This is a genomic window from Burkholderia sp. BCC0405, from assembly GCF_902833075.1.
Lineage (GTDB): Bacteria > Pseudomonadota > Gammaproteobacteria > Burkholderiales > Burkholderiaceae > Burkholderia.
The window spans coordinates 278,497-298,143 of record NZ_CADFEO010000003.1 but is presented as its reverse complement, the minus strand read 5'-3'; the positions used below and the strand labels follow the sequence as shown (position 1 = coordinate 298,143).

The window sequence follows — 19,647 nt, the reverse complement described above, 5'->3', positions numbered from 1 at the left end:
GCGTTACGCGGTGGTGTTGATCAGGCTGCCGAGCGCGTCGCCGGCGAGCGAAAAAGTCGACGCCGTGCCGCTCGCGGTGCCGGCCGTGCTGCCGGTCGACGACGTCGTGCTGTCGGTCGAGCTCGACGACACGGCCTCGGCGCCATGATGATGGCCGTGCATGTGCTTCGTCCGCTCCGGGGACGACGTGGACGTGGTGTTGCCGGTGCGCTGCGCGGCATTGCCCTGAAAGGTCGGGGACGTGATGCCGCTGGTCGAGACGCTGGAAATGGACATGGTATTCCTCTGGATTGAATGAACGGACGCCCGCCGCGATGCGTTGCTTTGCGAGCGCCATCGCAGCGTGCCGCAAGCGCACGCCGTTCAATCGGTCGATTAGAGGCGGAAACGACGCGGTCGGGCGGTGTCGCGTTACGACCCATTACGTCGGCGGCTTGCGGTAATCGCCGGTAAATTTCCGGAGTGAGGGAGCGATCGGAACGGATCGACGCGCTGCTATCTTTCGGGCGTTCGTTCCATCCGGCCGGGGTCTTCCCGGCTTTCGCCCAACCGCACCGCAAGCGTCGTGTCATCCGGCCGCGTGCGGCATGCCGCCATCATGTCCATCGATCACGCCCTTTCACTCGCGTCCTCTTGCCGGCAGGCGGGCCATCTCGACCAGGCCAAACACCATTACCGCGATGCGCTCGCGCTCGAGCCCGGCCACTGGGACGCGTGCTTCGGCCTCGCGCTGGTGCTGATCCGGCAGGACCGCTTCGACGAAGCCATCGGCTGGCTGACGCCGCTGCTGGAGCGCCCCGGCGATCACGCCGCCGTCAGCCGCCAGCTCGGCCTCGCCGAGACCTGCGCGGGCCGCCACGCCCGCGGGCTCGCACATTTCCGGCGCGCGCTCGAACACGATCCCGACGATCCCGCGCTCGCGCATACCGTCGCGAATCTCGAGCAGGCGCTGGGGCTCGCGCGCGAAGCGGACGCGAGCTTCCGCCGCGCGCTGAAACTGAAGCCGCTTGTCACGATCCCGGCCGCCGTCGCGCCGGCGGACTTCCGCGTATTGTTCGTGTTCGCGCCCGGCGCCGGCAACACACCGTTCGAATTCCTGATCGATCGGGCGCGCTTCGAAAGCAACATCATCACGCTGCTGCCCGACATGGAGTACGACGTCGACCGGTTGCGCATCTATGCGGACGTGGTCGTCAATCTGGTGTCCGACGTCGATCGCGGGCAGGCGCTGCTCGCGCCGGCGCAGGCGCTCGTCACGAGCGTCGGCCGGCCCGTCGTGAATGCGCCGGCCGTGATCGCGCAAACGAGCCGGGACGCGGTGGCGCGGCAACTGGCGGAGATGCCGGGCTGCCGTGTGCCGCAGACGTCGCTTCACCGGAAAGCCGGGCTGCGCGCGATGCTATCGGGCACATCGCCGGCGCCGCTACCGTTTCCGCTGCTCGCGAGGCCGGCCGGCGCGCACGGCGGCGACGATTTCGAACGGATGGAACACGCGGCGCAACTGCTGGCGTTCGTCGACAGGTTCGATACGGACGATTTCTATCTGACGCCGTACGTCGACTACCGGTCCGCCGACGGCTATTTCCGCAAGTACCGTTTCGTCTATGTCGACGGCGAGATCCTGCCGTATCACCTCGCGATCGACAGCCAATGGAAGGTCCATCACGCGACGACCGACATGGCGCACCACGCATGGATGCAGGACGAGGAGCGCGCGTTCCTCGACGATCCGTGGCAAGCGTTCGGCGCCGCGCAGCGCAACGGACTGCAGGCGATCCGCGACGCGATCGGGCTGGACTATTTCGGCATCGACTGCGGGCTCGACCGCGACGGAGCGGTCGTCGTGTTCGAGGTCAATGCGAGCATGCTGGTGCACGGGAACAACGAACGATTCCCGTACAAGACAGCCGCCGTCGAGCGCATCCGGCAAACGTTCCACGCGCTGCTCGAGCGGCGCGCAACGACGGCGCCGCGCGCTGCGGGCTGACGCAGGCACACGCACCAACGAACGCGATGTTCGGATGCCATCGCGCTCACCGGCACGCACGCGAGCCGCTGTCGCGTGAGCCCGTGCGGACGGCAGACCTTCACGATCGCCGCGGTGCGGTACGCGGCCGCCGCGCGTCGCGCGCGAGCGACGACGCGTCGGGCCGTCGCTTGCGGCGCGCGCGCCGCGCCTGCTACACTGCGCGCTCATTCCTCATACCGGACGCCAGCCAAAGTGAACAACTAAGCCTTCCCGAAATGTTTTCGCCGCCGTGCCACGCACGCCGCGCGCGAAGGTCTTCACGCATTTTCGGAGGTGCTTATGGCTGCCGCCACGCCCACCGGCGCGCTCGTCGCGCTTCATCACGTTTCCTTCCGCTTCGACGACGGCTTCACGCTGTTCGATTCGCTCGACCTTTCCATCGATCGCACGCCGACCGGCATCGTCGGCCGCAACGGCATCGGCAAGAGCCAGCTCGCGCAACTGATCGCGGGCCGCTGCGCGCCGAGTGCGGGGACGATCGACCGGCGCACGCCAGTCGTCTACGTCGCGCAGCAGCATGACGACGCAGCCGCCGGCCCGCGGACCGTCGCGCAGGTTGCCGCGCTCGATGCGCCGCTCGACGCGCTCGCGCGTCTCGCCGACGGCCGCGCGGAACCGCACGACTTCGACCCGATCGGCGATCGCTGGGATCTCGTGGAGCGGTTGCGCACCGCGCTCGACGCGGCCGGCCTGCACGACGTGCGCGCCGACACGCCGGCGCAAGCGCTGAGCGGCGGGCAACGCGCGCGCGTCGCACTGATCGGCGCCCTGTTGTCCGGCGCCGGCCTTCTGGTGCTCGACGAGCCGACCAACCATCTCGACGCGCAGGGCCGCGCATGGCTGCGGGCGGCGCTCGACGGCTGGCGCGGCGGCCTCGTCATCGTGAGCCACGACCGTGCGCTGCTCGCCGACGTGCAGCGCATCGTCGAGCTGACGCCGCAAGGCGTGCGCTCGTATGGTGGCAACTATGCGCTCTACCGTGCGCAGCGCGACGCCGAACAGGATGCCGCGCAGTCTGCACTCGACAACGCGCGTGCCGAGCGCGGACGCGTCAGGCGCAGGCTCCAGCAGGAGCACGACACGATCCAGCGTCACGCGGCCGCATCGCTGCGCGAGGCGAAGACAGCCAACCTATCGTCGGGCGCGCGCCAGAGCCGCAAGGGCGCGGCGCGCAACATCATGGGGCAGGTCCGGCGCCACCAGAGCGAATTCAAGACGACGCTCGACGAACGCGTGCAGGAGACGGCCGCGCGCGTCGCAGCCGATGCGCCCGTGCTCGTGTCGCTGCCGGGCACCGAGGTCAGCGCGCGCCGCCAGCTGTTCACGCTCGACCGCGCGCAACCGCCGTGGCGCCTCGCCTGCGATGCCGACGCGATCACATGGTCGGCAAGCGGCCCGGTGCGCATCGCGCTGACCGGCCCGAACGGCTGCGGCAAATCGACGTTGCTGCGCATGCTCGCGGGCGAGCTTTCGCCGCGTTCAGGCGCCTGCACGACGCACGTCAGCGCCGCGTATCTCGACCAGCGGCTCGCGCTGCTCGATCCCGATCGTTCGATCGTCGAGCAACTGGGGCTGCTCGATACGCCCCTCGCCGAAGGCGACCTGCGCAGCCGGCTCGCGCTGTTGCAGCTCGACGCGGCGCGCGCGACGCAGCCGGCACGGCAGCTGAGCGGCGGCGAACGGCTGAAGGCCGCACTCGCGTGCGCGTTGTGGCGCGGCACGCCCGCGCAACTGCTGCTGCTCGACGAGCCGACCAACCACCTCGATCTCGAATCGGTGCGTGCGATCGAAGCCGCCCTGGCCGGCTTCCCCGGCGCGATCGTGGTCGCGTCGCACGACACCGCATTTCTCGCGGCGCTCGACCCGACGCACACGATGCAATGGCATCGGGACGGGTGGCGCTACGAACCCGTCGCGTAGTGAAGCGAGGGGCGTCACGGGTCACCGCGACTGCCCGGGTCGACGAAAAGCCGTTCGAACAAGCGTCTGGATTCGCGCAAACCCTCGTCGGTGAGGACCACGGATTTCGCGTTGTTCACGGGGTTGCCGATCAAACCGCGCGCGTGCAGGCGATTCAACACGTCCCAATCGAGCCCCTTCCATGCGCGATTGTGGTCGTGCAGAGTCAACTGGAGCAGCGCAAGGACTGCATCATCGATTGCTGCCGTGTCGATTTCCATACAATTTCCATCCCGATACCTGATCGAGCCGGTCGCACGCGCTACACGTCGAGCGTCGCGAGCAACTTGATGAAGTTGCGCTTCGCGCGATACGTCTTCCGGACAGCATCGAGTTCCATGTCGAATTCCGCCTGCTGTCGCTGCGCCGCCCGCAGCGCGCCGATCGCCTGCACGATACGAAACGCCTCGTCGTAACGCGCACCGCCGGTGCCGCGTTCGACGGCGATCGGCAACAACCGGTGATACAGCGCGATCGCATCGGCGGGATGCGTCTTCGCGCGTGCGGCCGCCATCGCCGGCCATACGCCGGTCTCGACCGGCCCGCCGCCAAACGCGTCCCAGGCCGCGGCGGCGTCCTGTTCCGCCAGCAGCAGCTTGACGAGTTCGGTGCGCGCCAGAGGCTGCCAGCCCCGGCGCGTTTTGCCGCCCTGAGTCGGCGCTTCCTGGCTCCGCGCGAGAGACAGCAGATGCGAAACCGCGCGCTCCCGCACGGCATCGCGTCGCTTCGTCACCTTTGCGACCTTCATCAACGCCGAGAATGCTTCCGCCGTTGGATGATCGTCGAAACGCTGCCACGCGAGTGCATCGGCCCGATCGAAATTGCGGCGACGCAAGTATTCGTCGATACAGAAGCCCAGAAGACGCACATCGCGACGATCGCCCGCTTCGTGCAACCCGCGCTCGGCCCATGCCAGCCCTTCGTCGAAACGGCCATGCGCCGCGCACAATTCCGCGATCTGCGCGAATCGGTACGACGCCGACAGATCCTTGGACCAGATGCGAACCAGCGCGTCGAAGTCGCCGTCGTGCCTCGCCAGCGATTCCATCGCATGCTCGAGATTCAAGCGTACCGAATCGTACGAGCGCCGATCGTCCCGCCCCGCCCGCAGCGGCGGCAGCGCGGCCCATTGATGCTCGACCAGTTCCCGATAGCGGCTCAATCCCGCATCGCCCAGCGGTTCCGCATAGGCCGGCAGCACGCCGCGGAACGTATCCCACTGCCCGCCGACCTGCAGGCGGAACAGGCGCTCGGCAAGCTGGATGGCGTCCGGGCGTGTCCGCCGGCATGCATCGAGATGCAGTTCGGCCAGTTCGTGGAGCCCGGGCGCCACGCTGCCATCCGAGTCATCGATCTGTTCGAGGCTCGCCTCCGCATCGGCGATCGCGAGTTCGGTCAGCTCGACCACGTGCGCGGCATGCGGACCGTCGAGTTGCCGGCGTAACATGCCGGCCAGCTCGAACAGGTTTTCCCCGTAAAGGTGCGCTTCGTCCCAGCCGAGCGGCCGTGTAACGCGCGCCAGTTGGCGGACCGCAGCCTTCAGGCTCGGGACGTCGTCGGCATTCGCGGCGCGGGCCTCGAACAACAGCCTGTCGCGCAAGGACCTGTCGCGTTCGGCCGCGTCGAGCAACCAGTTCCGCAACGCATCAGCGTCCAGCGTTGCCAGATACTCATGAATCAGTTCCGCATAGGTCTTGCGCTTTCGTCTCGGGCGCACCGTCTCAGGTGCGTCGCGATGAAAGACTTCCTCGCCGCTGTTTTCGAGCCACGACAACGCAACGGCCACCGCATGCTTGCAGAACACCTCGTCTTCGCCGACCGGGCAATTGCACGAATAATCCAGCGTGCCGTCGTCGTCCGCCGCCAGTTCGACGTGATAGCGGTATGTGCCGCGCACGGTCGCCGATACCGAGCCGTCGCGCTCGGTCAGTCGCGAAACGACGCCATCGTGGTAATAAGCCTCGCCACGTGCGAAGGATTTCGGGTCGGCCAACTCGCGGATTGACGCAAGCGTAATGACATCGGCAAGAGAAACGTTATGCGGCATGATTCATGATGGATATTCAGGTTGACGCCGACGGTTCTACAAACAACACGGACACTTCCGTCGATACCCCGCTCAACGGCGCGCGAACCGCAGCACACCGTCGTCGCCCTGCTCGCGCACGAGTTCGCCCGCGAGCCACAGCAGGTTCAGGTGGGCGAGCGCCTCGCCGAGCGCGAACGTCATCTGGTGGATGTCGAGCTCGCGGCGGCGGAACATGATCGGCACGATGTCGGCCGCGCTCATCGGCTTTTCCGCGCACGCGACGCGCACTTCGGCCAGGCGCGCGTCGTGGTGTTCGCGCAGTTGCGCGACGCGCGTGCGCACGCCACGGAACGGCTTGCCGTGCGACGGCAGCACCAGCGTATCGGGCGCCATCGTCTCGTAGCGGCCGAGCGACTGCAGGTACAACGCGAGCGGGTTCGCCTCCGGTTCGAGGTCGAACACGGACACGTTCGTCGAGATGCGCGGCAGCACCATGTCGCCGGAGATCAGCACGCCGTCGGCTTCGCTGTGCAGCGCGCAATGTTCAGGCGAATGGCCGAAGCCGGTCACGACGCGCCAGGTGCGCGCGCCGATCGTCACCGCGTCGCCTTCGCGCAGGCGCCGGTAGCGCGGCGGCACGGCCGGCACGAGATCCGAGTAGTAGTGGCGGCGGTTGCGCAGCTTGTCGAGCGCGGCCGGATCGGTCAGCCCGTGGCGCGCGAAGTGATCGGCGGCAGCCGCGCCGCCCGCGTTCGAGCCGTTGCCGGCCGCCATCAGGCAGCCGAACATGTACTCGCCGAGCGTCATCCACAGCCGCACGTTCCAGCGGCCCTTGTCGCCGCCTTCGCACAGCCAGTTCGCGAGGCCGAAGTGATCGGGGTGGCAGTGCGTGACCAGCACGCGCAGCACGGGCAGGCCGTCGAGATGCGTGTCGAAGATCTGCTCCCAGTGCGTGCGGATCGCGTCCGACGAGATCCCGCAATCGACGATCGTCCAGCCGGCCTGCCCGTCGATCTCGTCGCGCAGCAGCCAGAGGTTGATGTGATCGAGCGAGAACGGCAGCGGCATGCGCAGCCAGCGCACGCCGGGCGCGACCTCGAACGTGTCGCCCGCGGCGGGCAGCGTGTCGGCGAAGGGATAGTCGAGTTGGTGTTCCAGTGCGTTCATCGGTGGGGCGTCTCGTCGTTATCGGTACAAATGCGCGGCGGCGGCAGGCCGCGGCGGGCGGTGCGTCGATTCTATCGCCGTCGCGCAGAACACGCGCCCGGCGGCTTGCCGCCCGTCAAAAAAAGTTCGCGCCAGAATCGGTTCCGTACCCGTATCTTTACACGAAGATGCACCGAACGGCATCCAACGGCGCACAACCCGCCGCCTGCCGGCCGGCCGCACATTGCCGCAAAGTCCTTGAACCGCCCGCTTGGGCGCTAAAATGGCGAGTGCTTACAGCCCCTCCCGAACGAGCCTGCACGCGATGAATCACTTCCCCAAACTGCTGTCTTCGCAGATCGGTTTCGACGTCGCGCAGACGATGCTCGAGAACTTCGACCGCCACTACCGGATCTTCCGCGAAGCGGCCGTCGAAGCGAAGACGCTGTACGAGCAAGGCGACTGGCACGGGCTGCAGCGGCTCGCGCGCGAGCGGATCACGTCGTACGACGATCGCGTGAAGGAATGCGTCGAGGTGCTGGAAGACGAATACGACGCGGAGAACATCGACGACGAAGTATGGCAGCAGATCAAGCTGCACTACATCGGCCTGCTCACGTCGCACCGCCAGCCCGAGTGCGCGGAGACCTTCTTCAATTCGGTGTGCTGCAAGATCCTGCACCGCTCGTACTTCAGCAACGATTTCATCTTCGTGCGCCCGGCGATCTCGACCGAGTATCTCGAGAACGACGAGCCGGCCGCGAAGCCGACCTACCGCGCGTACTATCCGGGCACCGACGGGCTCGCGGCCACGCTCGAGCGGATCGTCACGAACTTCCAGCTCGAGCCTGCGTTCGACGATCTCCCGCGCGACATCGCATGCGTGATGCAGGCGATCCACGACGAGTTCGGCCACTTCGACGAAGCGCCGAATTTCCAGATCCACGTGCTGTCGTCGCTGTTCTTCCGCAACAAGAGCGCGTACATCGTCGGCCGCATCATCAACGCCGACCGCGTGCTGCCGTTCGCGGTGCCGATCCGCCACGTGCGCCCGGGCGTGCTCTCGCTCGACACCGTGCTGCTGCGCCGCGACCAGCTGATGATCATCTTCGGCTTCTCGCACTCGTATTTCCTCGTCGACATGGGTGTGCCTTCCGCGTACGTCGACTTCCTGTGCACGATCATGCCCGGCAAGCCGAAGGCGGAGATCTACACGTCGGTCGGCCTGCAGAAGCAGGGCAAGAACCTGTTCTATCGCGACCTGCTGCACCACCTGTCGCATTCGAGCGATCGCTTCATCATCGCGCCCGGGATCAAGGGCCTCGTGATGCTCGTGTTCACGCTGCCGTCGTTCCCGTACGTGTTCAAGATCATCAAGGATCAGTTCCCGCCGCCGAAGGAAACGACGCGCGCGCAGATCATGGAGAAGTACCAGCTCGTGAAGCGCCACGACCGCCTCGGGCGGATGGCCGACACGCTCGAGTATTCGAGCGTCGCGCTGCCGCTCGCGCGGCTCGACCATGCGCTCGTGCGCGAGCTCGAGAAGGAAGTGCCGTCGCTGCTCGAATACGAGGACGACAATCTCGTGATCAAGCACCTGTACATCGAGCGCCGGATGACGCCGCTGAACCTGTATCTGCAGAACGGCACCGACGCCGACGTCGAGCACGGCGTGAAGGAGTACGGCAACGCGGTGAAGGAGCTGATGAAGGCGAACATCTTCCCCGGCGACATGCTGTACAAGAACTTCGGCGTCACGCGCCACGGCCGCGTCGTGTTCTACGACTACGACGAGATCGAGTACCTGACCGACTGCAACGTGCGCCGCGTGCCGCCGCCGCGCAACGAGGAAGACGAGCTGTCCGGCGAACCGTGGTATACCGTCGGCCCGCACGACATCTTTCCGGAAACCTACGGGCCGTTCCTGCTCGGCGACCCGCGCGTGCGCGACGTCTTCATGAAGCATCACGCGGACTTTTTCGATCCCGCGCTGTGGCAGGCCAGCAAGGACAAGCTGATGCAGGGCGAATTGCCCGATTTTTACCCGTACGACACCGCGCTGCGCTTTTGCATGCGCTACCCGGCGCGCTTCGGCGCGACGGACCAGAACGATGGCGCAGGCGACGCGCAGCGCGCCGCCTGACGCCGGTCACACCGAACCCGCTATCGACCTGATTGCCGAAAACGGAATCCAACCCGATGAACACCCCAGTCAACCCGCTCTCGCACCTGTTCGACAACAACGACGCCTGGGTCAAGCGCCAGCTCGCCGACGATCCCGAGTTCTTCACGCGCCTCGCCGACCAGCAGGCGCCGGAATACCTGTGGATCGGCTGCTCGGATTCGCGCGTGCCCGCGAACCAGATCATCGGCCTGCCGCCGGGCGAAGTGTTCGTCCACCGCAATATCGCGAACGTGGTCGTGCACAGCGACCTGAACTGCCTGTCGGTGATCCAGTTCGCGGTCGACATCCTGCGCGTGAAGCACATCATGGTCGTCGGCCACTACGGCTGCTCGGGCGTGAACGCCGCACTGCTCAACCGCCGCGTCGGCCTCGCCGACAACTGGCTGCATCACGTGCAGGACGTGCGCGAGCGCCACGCGGCGCTGCTCGACGGATGGCCGGTGGGCGAAGCGCGCTATCGCCGCCTGATCGAGCTGAACGCGATCGAGCAGGTCGTCAACGTATGCCGCACGACGATCGTCAACGACGCGTGGGCGCGCGGCCAGTCGCTCACCGTGCACGGGCTCGTGTACGGCGTGCACGACGGCCGGATGCGCAACCTCGGAATGGCCGTGTCGAACTTCGACGCGCTCGACGAGACCTACAAACGTTGCGTGGCCGCGCTCACCGCCGGCGGCAAGCATGCGCCGGACAACGACATGGTCGCCGCCGATGCCGCGCAAATGAACGAAGTCGCGCAGGCGGTGGTCGATACCCTGAAGCCCTGCCCGGACGCCGGGTAAGCACGCGAGCCAAGCCGGCGGCGACGCAACGGCGGCAACCTCCATCGAACTGACCTGACGCCGTCACCACGGCACTGCAAAGGAGCGGCGAACATGAAAACCGTATTGATCGTCGGTGCATCGCGCGGCCTCGGCCGCGAATTCGTCCGCCAATACCGGCGCGACGGCTGGAACGTGATCGCCACCGCGCGCGACGACGCGTCGCTCGACGCGCTGCGCGCGCTCGGCGCGCACGCGCATGCGCTCGACATCACGCAGCCCAAGCAGATCGCGGCGCTCGGCTGGAAGCTCGACGGCGAGCGGCTCGATGCGACCGTGCTGGTGTCGGGTGTGTACGGGCCGCGCACCGAGGGGGTCGAGACGGTCACCGCCGAGGATTTCGACGCGGTGATGCATACGAACGTGCGCGGGCCGATGCAGCTGCTGCCGATCGTGCTGCCGCTCGTCGAGGACGCGCGCGGCGTACTGGCCGTCGTGTCGAGCCGGATGGGCAGCATCGCCGAGGCCACCGGCACGACCGGCTGGCTGTACCGCGCGAGCAAGGCCGCGCTGAACGACGCGCTGCGCATCGCGTCGCTGCAGACGCGCCACGCCGCGTGCATCTCGCTGCATCCCGGCTGGGTGCGCACCGACATGGGCGGCGCGCAGGCCGCGATCGATCCGGAAACCAGCGTGACCGGCATGCGCCGCGTGATCGCCGAATCCGGCGCGGACGTGTCGCAGGCAAACGGCCGTTTCTTCCAGTACGACGGTATCGAGCTGAGCTGGTAGGCAGCCGACAACCTTGCGTCGTTAATTCCCGTTTCGCATGATTTTGAACCGACCTGACGCGTGCCCGTGCGGCGGCGCGTCCCCCGCTCCCGCCGGCAAAGCGCCGGCGCCCCGCTATGCGGCCTGCTGCGGCCGCTTCATCGACGGCGGCGAAGCCGCGCCGACCGCGCTCGAGTTGATGCGCTCGCGGTATAGCGCCTACGTGCTCGGCGCGACCGACTACCTGCGCGCGACCTGGGCCGCGCGCACCTGCCCGCCGGATCTCGACACCGACCCCGAAGCGCCCGACGCGCCGCGCTGGCTCGGGCTGGCGGTCAAACGCCACGCGCCGCTCGACGAACGGCACGCGGAGGTCGAATTCGTGGCCCGCTACAAGGTTGGCGGACGCGCTTACCGGCTCCACGAGACGAGCCGTTTCGAGCGCGACGAACATGGTTTCTGGCGCTACGTCGACGGCGAAGTAAGTGAACGCTGACAAATAGTTGCCATGTCAGACGCCGGGTAATTCCCGCATTGCACAACCCCATTTTGTCGGGCTACGATGACCTCGAATTGGTCATGTTGCATGGCAGGGCTTACGAATGGCGTTCAGCAAGGGTTTGGTGGGATGGATGGCGGCCTGCGCGCTGTCGGCCGCTCAGGCCGGTACGCTGCCGAACGCCAATACGGGGACGGGTGCCGGCGCCAGCGGGTCGCTCGCCCACGCCGAACGCTTCGACTACGGCGATTCGAACCTGCCGCAGGTCGCCGCCGACCTGAACGAACAGATCCTCCGCATTCCGGCCGATGCATCGGGCTCCATCACGCTCGAGGCCACGCTCTTCAAGCCGAACGGCCCCGGCCCGTTCCCGCTCGTCGTCTTCAACCACGGCAAGAACACCGGCGATCTCCATCTGCAGCCGCGCAGCCGGCCGCTCGCGTTCGCGCGCGAATTCGTGCGCCGCGGCTATGCGGTGATCGCGCCGAACCGCCAGGGCTTCGCGGGCTCGGACGGCACGTACCAGCAGGAAGGCTGCAACGTCGGCAAGAACGGCCTCGCGCAGGCGGCTGACGTCGACGCGACGGTGCGCTACATGTCGCGCCAGCCGTATGTCGATGCGTCGCGCATCGTCGTCGCCGGCACGTCGCACGGCGGCCTCGTATCGGTCGCGTACGGCACCGAAGCCGCACCGGGCGTGCGCGGCATCATCAACTTCTCCGGCGGGCTGCGCCAGGACCTCTGCGACGGCTGGCAGAAAAACCTCGTCGACGCGTTCGACCAGTACGGCGCGCATACGGCCGTGCGGTCGCTGTGGCTGTATGGCGACAACGACTCGGTGTGGACGCCCGGGCTGGTCGCGCAAATGCGCGACGCGTACGTTTCGCACGGCACGCAAGCCCAGTTCATCGATTTCGGCCGCTACAAGGACGACGCGCACCGGCTGATCGTCGACCGCGACGGCGTACCCGTGTGGTGGCCGGCCGTCAACGCGTTCCTCGCGCAGCTGAACCTGCCGACCTCCGTGCGCTACGCGGTCGCGAACCCGCACGAGCCGAAGGCGAGCGGCTATGCGTCGATCGACTCGGTCGACGCGGTGCCGTATGTCGACGAAGCCGGCCGCGAAGGTTATCGCCGCTTCCTGAACCAGCATCCGAGCCGTGCGTTCGCGGTGTCGTCGGAAGGCGCATGGTCGTGGGCCGAAGGCGGCGACGACCCGATGGCGCTCGCGCTCGACAACTGCGCGAAGCAGGGCGCCGGTTCGTGCCGCCTGTACGCGGTCAACGACCGCGTCGTGTGGAACACGACGCAGACGGCCGACAACGACGACGGCAACGCACGCGACACCGGTACGCCGGCGCTGGCTTCGCGTTGACGAGCGGCGGCCTTCGCCGCCGTTTTTCGTTTTCCTCCCCGACTCCCTTTCGCCGCTTCGCGCAGCGTTCGCGGCGAATGTCGCACAGGTGGCACGGCGCGCATGCCGGCATGAATGCGCCGTGTCGCAACCCCACGCTCGCGTTCTCCCCGTCACCGCTTGCCGTCAAACGCGTTCCCGTCATGTGGGGCCACATCCCCCCCTCGCCACCCGCCTTCGCGCTCCGATTTTTCACCCCGCCGCCCCGCCCGGCCCACGATTTTTTTCGGTTGGGGGGGCTCACTCGAACGTCGTCATCTGCGGTCATTTCGGGACATCTGAACCGTACCGTCGCGAGCCGCCCCGATCTGCGCCGAACTCCCGCCCGGCAAGGCTTTGCGGCGTTTGTAACCGGTAGTGCAACGGGTCGCGGAACACGCTAATCTCAGCGCGTTTCGTGTCTCGCCGCGCGGCATCCCATCGATGCCGCGCGGCCGTTTTATCCCCCGGAGCCGCCTTGAGTACGCCAGCCACCGACGACTGGGTCGCGCGCAGCCTGCGCGCGGTCTGGCATCCCTGCACCCAGATGAAGCATCACGAGCGCCTGCCGCTCATCCCCGTCGCGCGTGGCGCGGGCCTGTGGCTGTACGACCGTGACGGCCGCCGCTACTTCGACGCGATCAGCTCGTGGTGGGTCAACCTGTTCGGTCATGCGAACCCGGACATCAACGCGGCGCTGAAGGACCAGCTCGACACGCTCGAGCACGCGATGCTCGCCGGCTGCACGCACGAGCCCGCGATCGAGCTCGCGGAGCGGCTGCACGCGCTCACCGCGCGCACGCTCGGCCATGCGTTCTTCGCGTCGGACGGCGCGTCGGCGGTCGAGATCGCGCTGAAGATGAGCTTCCACGCGTGGCGCAACCGCGGCCGCGCCGACAAGCAGGAATTCGTCTGCGTCGCGAACAGCTATCACGGCGAGACGATCGGCGCGCTCGGCGTGACCGACGTCGCGCTGTTCAAGGACGCGTACGACCCGCTGATCCGCCACGCGCATGTCGTCGCGTCACCCGACGCACGCGGCGCGCTGGCCGGCGAAACGGCCGCCGACGTCGCGGGCCGCGCGCTCGCGGACGTGCGGCGCCTGTTCGTCGAACGCGGCGACCGGATCGCCGCGCTGATCGTCGAGCCGCTCGTGCAGTGCGCGGCCGGCATGGCGATGCACGATCCGTCGTATGTACGCGGGCTGCGCGCGCTGTGCGACGAGTTCGGCGTGCACCTGATCGCCGACGAGATCGCGGTCGGCTGCGGCCGCACCGGCACCTTCTTCGCGTGCGAGCAGGCCGGTGTCTGGCCCGATTTCCTGTGCCTGTCGAAAGGCATCAGCGGCGGCTACCTGCCGCTGTCGCTCGTGCTCACGCGCGACGACGTGTTCGCCGCGTTCTACGACGACGACACGACGCGCGGCTTCCTGCACTCGCATTCGTACACGGGCAACCCGCTCGCGTGCCGCGCGGCGGTCGCGACGCTCGACCTGTTCGCCCGCGACGACGTGCTCGCGGCCAACGCCCGCAAGTCGGCCACGATGCGCGCGGCGCTCGCGCCGCTCGATGCACACCCGCGGGTGCGCCACCTGCGCGAGCGCGGCACGCTGTTCGCGTTCGACGTCGCGCTCGACGGCGACGCGGCGCGCGGCTTCTCGCAGCGCTTTTTCGAACGCGCGCTGGAACGCGAGCTGCTGCTGCGCCCGATCGGCACGACCGTGTACCTGATGCCGCCGTACGTGATGAGCGACGACGACATCGCGTGGCTCGCGCAAAGCACGCGCGACACGCTCGATGCAACGCTCGCGGAGATCATTGGATGACGAACCCTCTGCTCGATCACCTGCAGCGCGGCCTCGCCGATCTCGACGCGCAAGGGCTGCGCCGCGTGCGCCGCACCGCCGACACCGCGTGCGATGCGCGCATGACCGTCGACGGTCGCAAGATCATCGGCTTCGCGAGCAACGACTATCTCGGCCTCGCCGCGCACCCGGCGCTCATCGCCGCGTTCGCCGAAGGCGCGCAGCGCTACGGCGCCGGCAGCGGCGGCTCGCACCTGCTCGGCGGCCATTCGCGTGCGCACGCGACGCTCGAGGAAGAACTCGCCGCCTTCTCGGGCGGCTTCTCCGACGCGCCGCGCGCGCTGTACTTCAGCACCGGCTACATGGCGAACCTCGCCGCGATGACGGCGCTCGCCGGCAAGGGCGCGACGATCTTCTCCGACGCGCTGAACCACGCGTCGCTGATCGACGGCATGCGGCTGTCGCGCGCGAACGTCCAGGTCTATCCGCATGCGGACACGGCCGCGCTCGCCGCGTTGCTCGACGCATCGGAGGCCGAAACGAAGCTGATCGTCAGCGACACCGTGTTCAGCATGGACGGCGACATCGCGCCGCTGGCCGAACTCGTCGCACTGGCCGAACGCCATCGCGCATGGCTCGTCGTCGACGATGCGCACGGCTTCGGCGTGCTCGGCCCGCAGGGCCGCGGCGCGCTCGCGGCCGCCGCGATGCGCTCCCCGCATCTCGTGTACGTCGGCACGCTCGGCAAGGCCGCCGGCGTCGCGGGCGCATTCGTGATCGCGCACGAGACCGTGATCGAATGGATGATCCAGCGCGCGCGCAGCTACATCTTCACGACGGCCGCGCCGCCGGCCGTCGCGCACGCGGTATCGGCCAGCCTGAAAGTGATCGCGGGCGACGAAGGCGACGCGCGACGCGCGCATCTCGCCGCGCTGATCGAACGCACGCGCGCGCTGCTGCGCAACACGCGCTGGCAGCCGGTCGATTCGCACACGGCCGTGCAACCGCTCGTGATCGGCAGCAACGACGCGACGCTCGCGGCAATGCGCGCGCTCGACGCGCACGGCCTGTGGGTGCCCGCGATCCGGCCGCCGACGGTGCCCGCCGGCACGTCGCGGCTGCGCGTGTCGCTGTCGGCCGCGCATTCGTTCGACGATCTCGCGCGGCTCGAAGCGGCGCTGATCGAAGCCGGCGAGGGCGCTGCCGCCTCCGTTGACGCGGTTCCGCAGGAGGCCGCGGCATGACCGCCCCGCTCTCGCTGTTCGTCACCGGCACCGACACCGAAATCGGCAAGACCTTCGTGTCGGCCGCGATGCTGCACGGCTTCGCGCGGCACGGCCTGCGCGCGGCCGCGCTGAAGCCCGTCGCGGCCGGCGCGTATGAGCGCGACGGCGTCTGGCGCAACGAGGACGCCGACCAGCTCGACGCGGCCGCGAACGTCGTGCTGCCGCCCGAGCTGCGCACGCCGTTCCTGCTGAAAGCACCGGCCGCGCCGCATATCGTCGCCGCGCGGGAAGGCGTGACGCTCGACATCGACACGATCGTCGCGTGCCATCGCGAAGCGCTGGCGCGCGCGGATATCGTCGTCGTCGAAGGCGCCGGCGGCTTTCGCGTGCCGATGAACGACACGCAGGACATGGCCGATCTCGCGGTCTCGCTCGGCGTGCCGGTCGTGCTCGTGGTCGGCGTGCGGCTCGGCTGCATCAACCACGCGCTGTTGACCGCCGACGCGATTGCCGCGCGCGGCCTCAAGCTCGCCGGCTGGGTCGCGAACCACGTCGACCCGGCCATGTCGTTCCCCGACGAAAACATCGCGACGATGCGCGACTGGCTCGCCCGCGAGCACGGCGCGCCGCTGCTCGGCCGCATTCCGCACCTGCGTCCGGCCGCCCCCGAATCCGCCGCGGCGATGCTCGACATCGCCGCGCTCGTCGAGACGCTGCGCGCCGCGCAGCCTTGACCCAATCGACAACAGATCCCCGATCCCTCATCCCCGACCAGGACAGGAAAACGATATGACCCAAGCCCAGACTGCCGCCACCGTGCAACCCGACGCGATTCCCGTGGCCGCTCCGGCCTCGCCGCGCTGGCGCGTCGCCGACGTCGTCGCGCTGTTCGAGCTGCCGTTCAACGACCTGATCTTCCGCGCGCAGCAGGTGCACCGCGAACACTTCGACGCGAACGCGGTGCAGTTGTCGACGCTGCTGTCGATCAAGACGGGCGGCTGCGAGGAAGATTGCGGCTACTGCTCGCAGTCGTCGCACCACGACACGGGCCTGAAGGCCGAGAAGCTGATGGACGTCGACGCGGTGCTCGACGCCGCACGCGCGGCGAAGGCGAACGGCGCGAGCCGCTTCTGCATGGGCGCCGCGTGGCGCAACCCGAAGGAGCGCCACATGCCGGCGCTGACCGAGATGGTGCGCGGCGTGAAGGAGCTCGGCCTCGAGACCTGCATGACGCTCGGCATGCTGGAAGACGAGCAGGCGAAGGAACTCGCCGACGCGGGCCTCGACTACTACAACCACAACCTCGACACGTCGCCGGAGTTCTACGGCCAGGTCATCTCGACGCGCACCTACCAGGATCGCCTCGACACGCTCGATCGCGTGCGCGACGCGGGCATCAACGTGTGCTGCGGCGGCATCATCGGGATGGGCGAATCGCGCCGCGAGCGCGCGGGCCTGATCTCGCAGCTCGCGAACCTGAACCCGTATCCGGATTCGGTGCCGATCAACAACCTCGTCGCGATCGAAGGCACGCCGCTCGAAGGCACCGCACCGCTCGACCCGTTCGAATTCGTGCGCACGATCGCGGTCGCGCGGATCACGATGCCGAAGGCCGTCGTGCGTCTGTCGGCCGGCCGCGAGCAGCTCGACGACGGGCTGCAGGCGCTGTGCTTCCTCGCCGGCGCGAACTCGATGTTCTATGGCGACCAGCTGCTGACGACGAGCAATCCGCAGTCGCAGAAGGACCGGGCGCTGTTCGAGCGCCTCGGCATCCGTTCGAGCGATGCAGACGCGATGTCGGCGAACGCGTAAGCGCAACGCGCGGCGGATTCGTTCGCATGAACAGCCGGGATACGTCCCGGCTTTTTTACGCGGTTCGTACGCAATACGCGACGGGCCGCCCGCGCACCGCCGCGCGTCATCCGATCGTCTGCACCGCGTTGCCCTGTGCATCGCGGATCACGGTCTTCTCCACGCGCCAGCGCACGCCGTCGAGACCGTCGAGCGCATATTCGCCGGCGCGCGGCTGCAGTGTGCGCGCCAGCGCCTGCACCGTCGCATCCGTGAGCCGCAGCGTCAGCGTGCCGTCCTCGTCGGTCACGCCATTCGCATCGCCGTGCACGAACCGCACCGCGCCGTCATGGCCGACCAGGCCGAACGGCCGGTCGAACGGCAACCGCAGCGGCAGCAGCATGACGAGTTCGTCGACCTGTCGTGCGCCGACGGTAATCTCGATCACGGGCGCACGCAGTAGCCGCTTGCGGGTTTCCCATCGGAGCACGTCGGTGAACAGGTAGCCGCTCGATGAGCCGTCGCGCCGCGTACCGGCGTCGACCTCGGCGCGCACGTCCGCGCGCTCGAGCAGCGACGCGCGGCCGAGATCGGTCACCCATAGCGGCATGTGCGACAGCAGTGTGTCGAGCAGCGCGCGCGTGCGCCAGCGCTTCGCGGCGCGCTCCTCGTCGAGCGTCAGCCCGACGATCTGCACGAACGCCAGACGGCCGTGCGGCGTATCGATCGCCGGCAGTTCCGGATCGAACGCGAAACCCATCGAGCAGAGCTGCGTACCGGTATCGAGCGCAATCGGGCCGTTGGCCGTCGTCGAACGCGTTGCCGCTCTGGAATACGTAGCGCGCGAGATTCTGCAGGAAGCTGAACACCCAGTTCGGCGGCGCTTCGTCGGCGCCGCCGCAGGCGACGCGCATCGTCAGCTCGAATCCGAAGCCGCTGACGGCCGGATCATCCGACTCCTTCGCATACAGCTCGGAGAGCCCGTACGTGACGAAATGCCAGTGCGGCACGGGTGCCGCGCGCCTCCACACGCTGATTCCGTCGAGCGGATCGCGGCCGCCGAGCCGCCACTTCAGCAGCGTGGCGTAGTGCTTCGGCGCCTGCCCCGGATAGACACGCGCGAGCGCGCCGTCGATCGCGTCCCAGCCCGGCGCGCTGTCGCCGGTTGCGCGGTCCTGCGGATCGTGCGTTGCGTCCGTCATGCGGCCCTCTCTCCCGGCTGGTGTCCCGGTGGGTGGTGTCGGTGCGTGCGGCGGCGGCCTGCAGGCCGCCGTGTGCGTCACACGTGTGCCGCCGCGCCGTCGATCGCCGCGCGCACGCGCTCGACGAGTTGCTGATCGACCGGCGCGAGCACCTCGCCGCGCGGCCGCACGCCCGAACCGAAATGCACCGCGCGCACGCCCGTGGCGCGGACAAAATCGCCGACCGCATCGATCGTGAGCCCCGAGCCGGCCAGCACCGTGCAGGTCGAGCCCGCCGCCTGCCGCACCAGCCGCGTGATCGTCGCGGCCGCGTCGAGCACCGACGGATGGCCGCCCGACGTCAGCACCGACGTGACGGCCGGCACGCGCAACAGCGCGTCGAATGCGGCGTTGAGGTCACGCGACACGTCGAAGGCGCGGTGGAACGTCAGCGCGCGGCCGTCCGCCGCGGCCGCGATGCGGGCCAGTGCGTCGAGATCGACGTCGCCGCGCGCGTCGAGCGCGCCGAACACGACGCCGTTCGCCCCGGCCGCGACGGCGGCACGCACGTCGCGTTCGATCACGCGCAAGTCGTCGGCGTCGTACACGAACGACCGGCTGTGCGGTCGCACGATCACGTTGACGGGAATCGGCACGGCGGCCACCACGGCTTCGATCAGGCCGACACTCGGCGTCAGCCCGCCTTCGGTGATGGCGGTCACGAGTTCGAGGCGGTCGGCGCCCGCCCGGGCGGCGGCCTTGGCATCGCCGACGGTCGTGGCGATCACTTCGAGGAGAATGGAAGAGGCGGCGTTTCGGTTCATGGGCGGCCCGCGAATCGTCAGGACAATTCGCGCATCCTAGCCGAGCCAC

At 68.4% G+C, this 19,647-nt stretch carries 16 protein-coding genes and 1 pseudogene; 11 read left to right on the top strand and 6 right to left on the bottom strand.

From position 1 onward, the window contains the following. Positions 1–3: 3 nt before the first annotated feature. Positions 4–276 carry a hypothetical protein gene (locus tag HWX36_RS06600; protein ID WP_175951398.1) on the bottom strand — a complete coding sequence of 91 codons (273 nt, stop codon included), beginning with the start codon at positions 274–276 and terminating at the stop codon, positions 4–6. Positions 277–598: 322 nt separating this feature from the next. On the opposite strand from HWX36_RS06600, the gene HWX36_RS06595 reads away from it, so the two are divergent. Continuing rightward, positions 599–1,987 carry a tetratricopeptide repeat protein gene (locus HWX36_RS06595; protein ID WP_175951397.1) on the top strand — a complete coding sequence of 463 codons (1,389 nt, stop codon included), beginning with the start codon at positions 599–601 and terminating at the stop codon, positions 1,985–1,987. Positions 1,988–2,308: 321 nt separating this feature from the next. After that, on the top strand, positions 2,309–3,949 hold the full coding sequence (locus HWX36_RS06590; protein WP_175951396.1) for an ABC-F family ATP-binding cassette domain-containing protein: 1,641 nt from the start codon (positions 2,309–2,311) through the stop codon (positions 3,947–3,949). A 14-nt stretch (positions 3,950–3,963) separates the two neighbouring features. Here HWX36_RS06590 and HWX36_RS06585 read toward each other — a convergent pair whose 3' ends face one another. The 3 genes from HWX36_RS06585 to HWX36_RS06575 all read right to left on the bottom strand — a co-directional run bounded on the left by HWX36_RS06585 (position 3,964) and on the right by HWX36_RS06575 (position 7,184). After that, the gene (locus HWX36_RS06585; RefSeq protein WP_175951395.1) at positions 3,964–4,209 is read right to left on the bottom strand and encodes a DUF6429 family protein; all 246 of its coding nucleotides are present in this window, start codon (positions 4,207–4,209) and stop codon (positions 3,964–3,966) included. Between the two features lie 41 nt (positions 4,210–4,250). After that, positions 4,251–6,035 carry a DUF6880 family protein gene (locus tag HWX36_RS06580; protein ID WP_175951394.1) on the bottom strand — a complete coding sequence of 595 codons (1,785 nt, stop codon included), beginning with the start codon at positions 6,033–6,035 and terminating at the stop codon, positions 4,251–4,253. A gap of 72 nt (positions 6,036–6,107) precedes the next feature. After that, positions 6,108–7,184 (bottom strand): MBL fold metallo-hydrolase, encoded by a 1,077-nt coding sequence (locus tag HWX36_RS06575; protein ID WP_175951393.1) that lies wholly within the window; start codon positions 7,182–7,184, stop codon positions 6,108–6,110. A 304-nt stretch (positions 7,185–7,488) separates the two neighbouring features. Between HWX36_RS06575 and aceK the strand changes: the two genes are divergently transcribed. The 9 genes from aceK (at position 7,489) to bioB (ending at position 17,614) form a co-directional block, all read left to right on the top strand. Continuing rightward, positions 7,489–9,306, top strand: a complete 1,818-nt coding sequence (gene aceK / locus HWX36_RS06570) for a bifunctional isocitrate dehydrogenase kinase/phosphatase (protein ID WP_175951392.1) — start codon at positions 7,489–7,491, stop codon at positions 9,304–9,306. A gap of 56 nt (positions 9,307–9,362) precedes the next feature. Beyond that, positions 9,363–10,130, top strand: a complete 768-nt coding sequence (gene can / locus HWX36_RS06565) for a carbonate dehydratase (protein WP_175951391.1) — start codon at positions 9,363–9,365, stop codon at positions 10,128–10,130. A gap of 93 nt (positions 10,131–10,223) precedes the next feature. Continuing rightward, a complete protein-coding gene (locus HWX36_RS06560; protein WP_175951390.1) occupies positions 10,224–10,901 on the top strand; it encodes an SDR family oxidoreductase in 678 nt (225 codons plus the stop codon). A 37-nt stretch (positions 10,902–10,938) separates the two neighbouring features. Then, the gene (locus tag HWX36_RS06555) at positions 10,939–11,376 is read left to right on the top strand and encodes a YchJ family protein (RefSeq protein WP_043187089.1); all 438 of its coding nucleotides are present in this window, start codon (positions 10,939–10,941) and stop codon (positions 11,374–11,376) included. A 106-nt stretch (positions 11,377–11,482) separates the two neighbouring features. Further along, positions 11,483–12,754: a CocE/NonD family hydrolase gene (locus HWX36_RS06550; protein WP_175951389.1), complete on the top strand. Its 1,272-nt coding sequence runs from the start codon at positions 11,483–11,485 to the stop codon at positions 12,752–12,754. A 496-nt stretch (positions 12,755–13,250) separates the two neighbouring features. Beyond that, a complete protein-coding gene (bioA, locus tag HWX36_RS06545; protein ID WP_175951388.1) occupies positions 13,251–14,597 on the top strand; it encodes an adenosylmethionine--8-amino-7-oxononanoate transaminase in 1,347 nt (448 codons plus the stop codon). Next, a complete protein-coding gene (bioF, locus tag HWX36_RS06540) occupies positions 14,594–15,820 on the top strand; it encodes an 8-amino-7-oxononanoate synthase (RefSeq protein WP_175951387.1) in 1,227 nt (408 codons plus the stop codon). The genes bioA and bioF overlap by 4 nt, the downstream gene beginning before the upstream one ends. Next, a complete protein-coding gene (gene bioD / locus HWX36_RS06535) occupies positions 15,817–16,536 on the top strand; it encodes a dethiobiotin synthase (protein ID WP_175951386.1) in 720 nt (239 codons plus the stop codon). Before bioF ends, bioD begins: the two co-directional genes overlap by 4 nt. A 55-nt stretch (positions 16,537–16,591) precedes the next feature. Further along, positions 16,592–17,614: a biotin synthase BioB gene (bioB, locus tag HWX36_RS06530; protein WP_175951385.1), complete on the top strand. Its 1,023-nt coding sequence runs from the start codon at positions 16,592–16,594 to the stop codon at positions 17,612–17,614. A gap of 106 nt (positions 17,615–17,720) precedes the next feature. Here the strand turns inward: bioB and HWX36_RS06525 are convergent. Further along, positions 17,721–18,795, bottom strand: a pseudogene (locus HWX36_RS06525) (suppressor of fused domain protein). A gap of 77 nt (positions 18,796–18,872) precedes the next feature. Next, the gene (locus HWX36_RS06520; protein WP_175951384.1) at positions 18,873–19,598 is read right to left on the bottom strand and encodes a copper homeostasis protein CutC; all 726 of its coding nucleotides are present in this window, start codon (positions 19,596–19,598) and stop codon (positions 18,873–18,875) included. Positions 19,599–19,647: the final 49 nt, after the last annotated feature.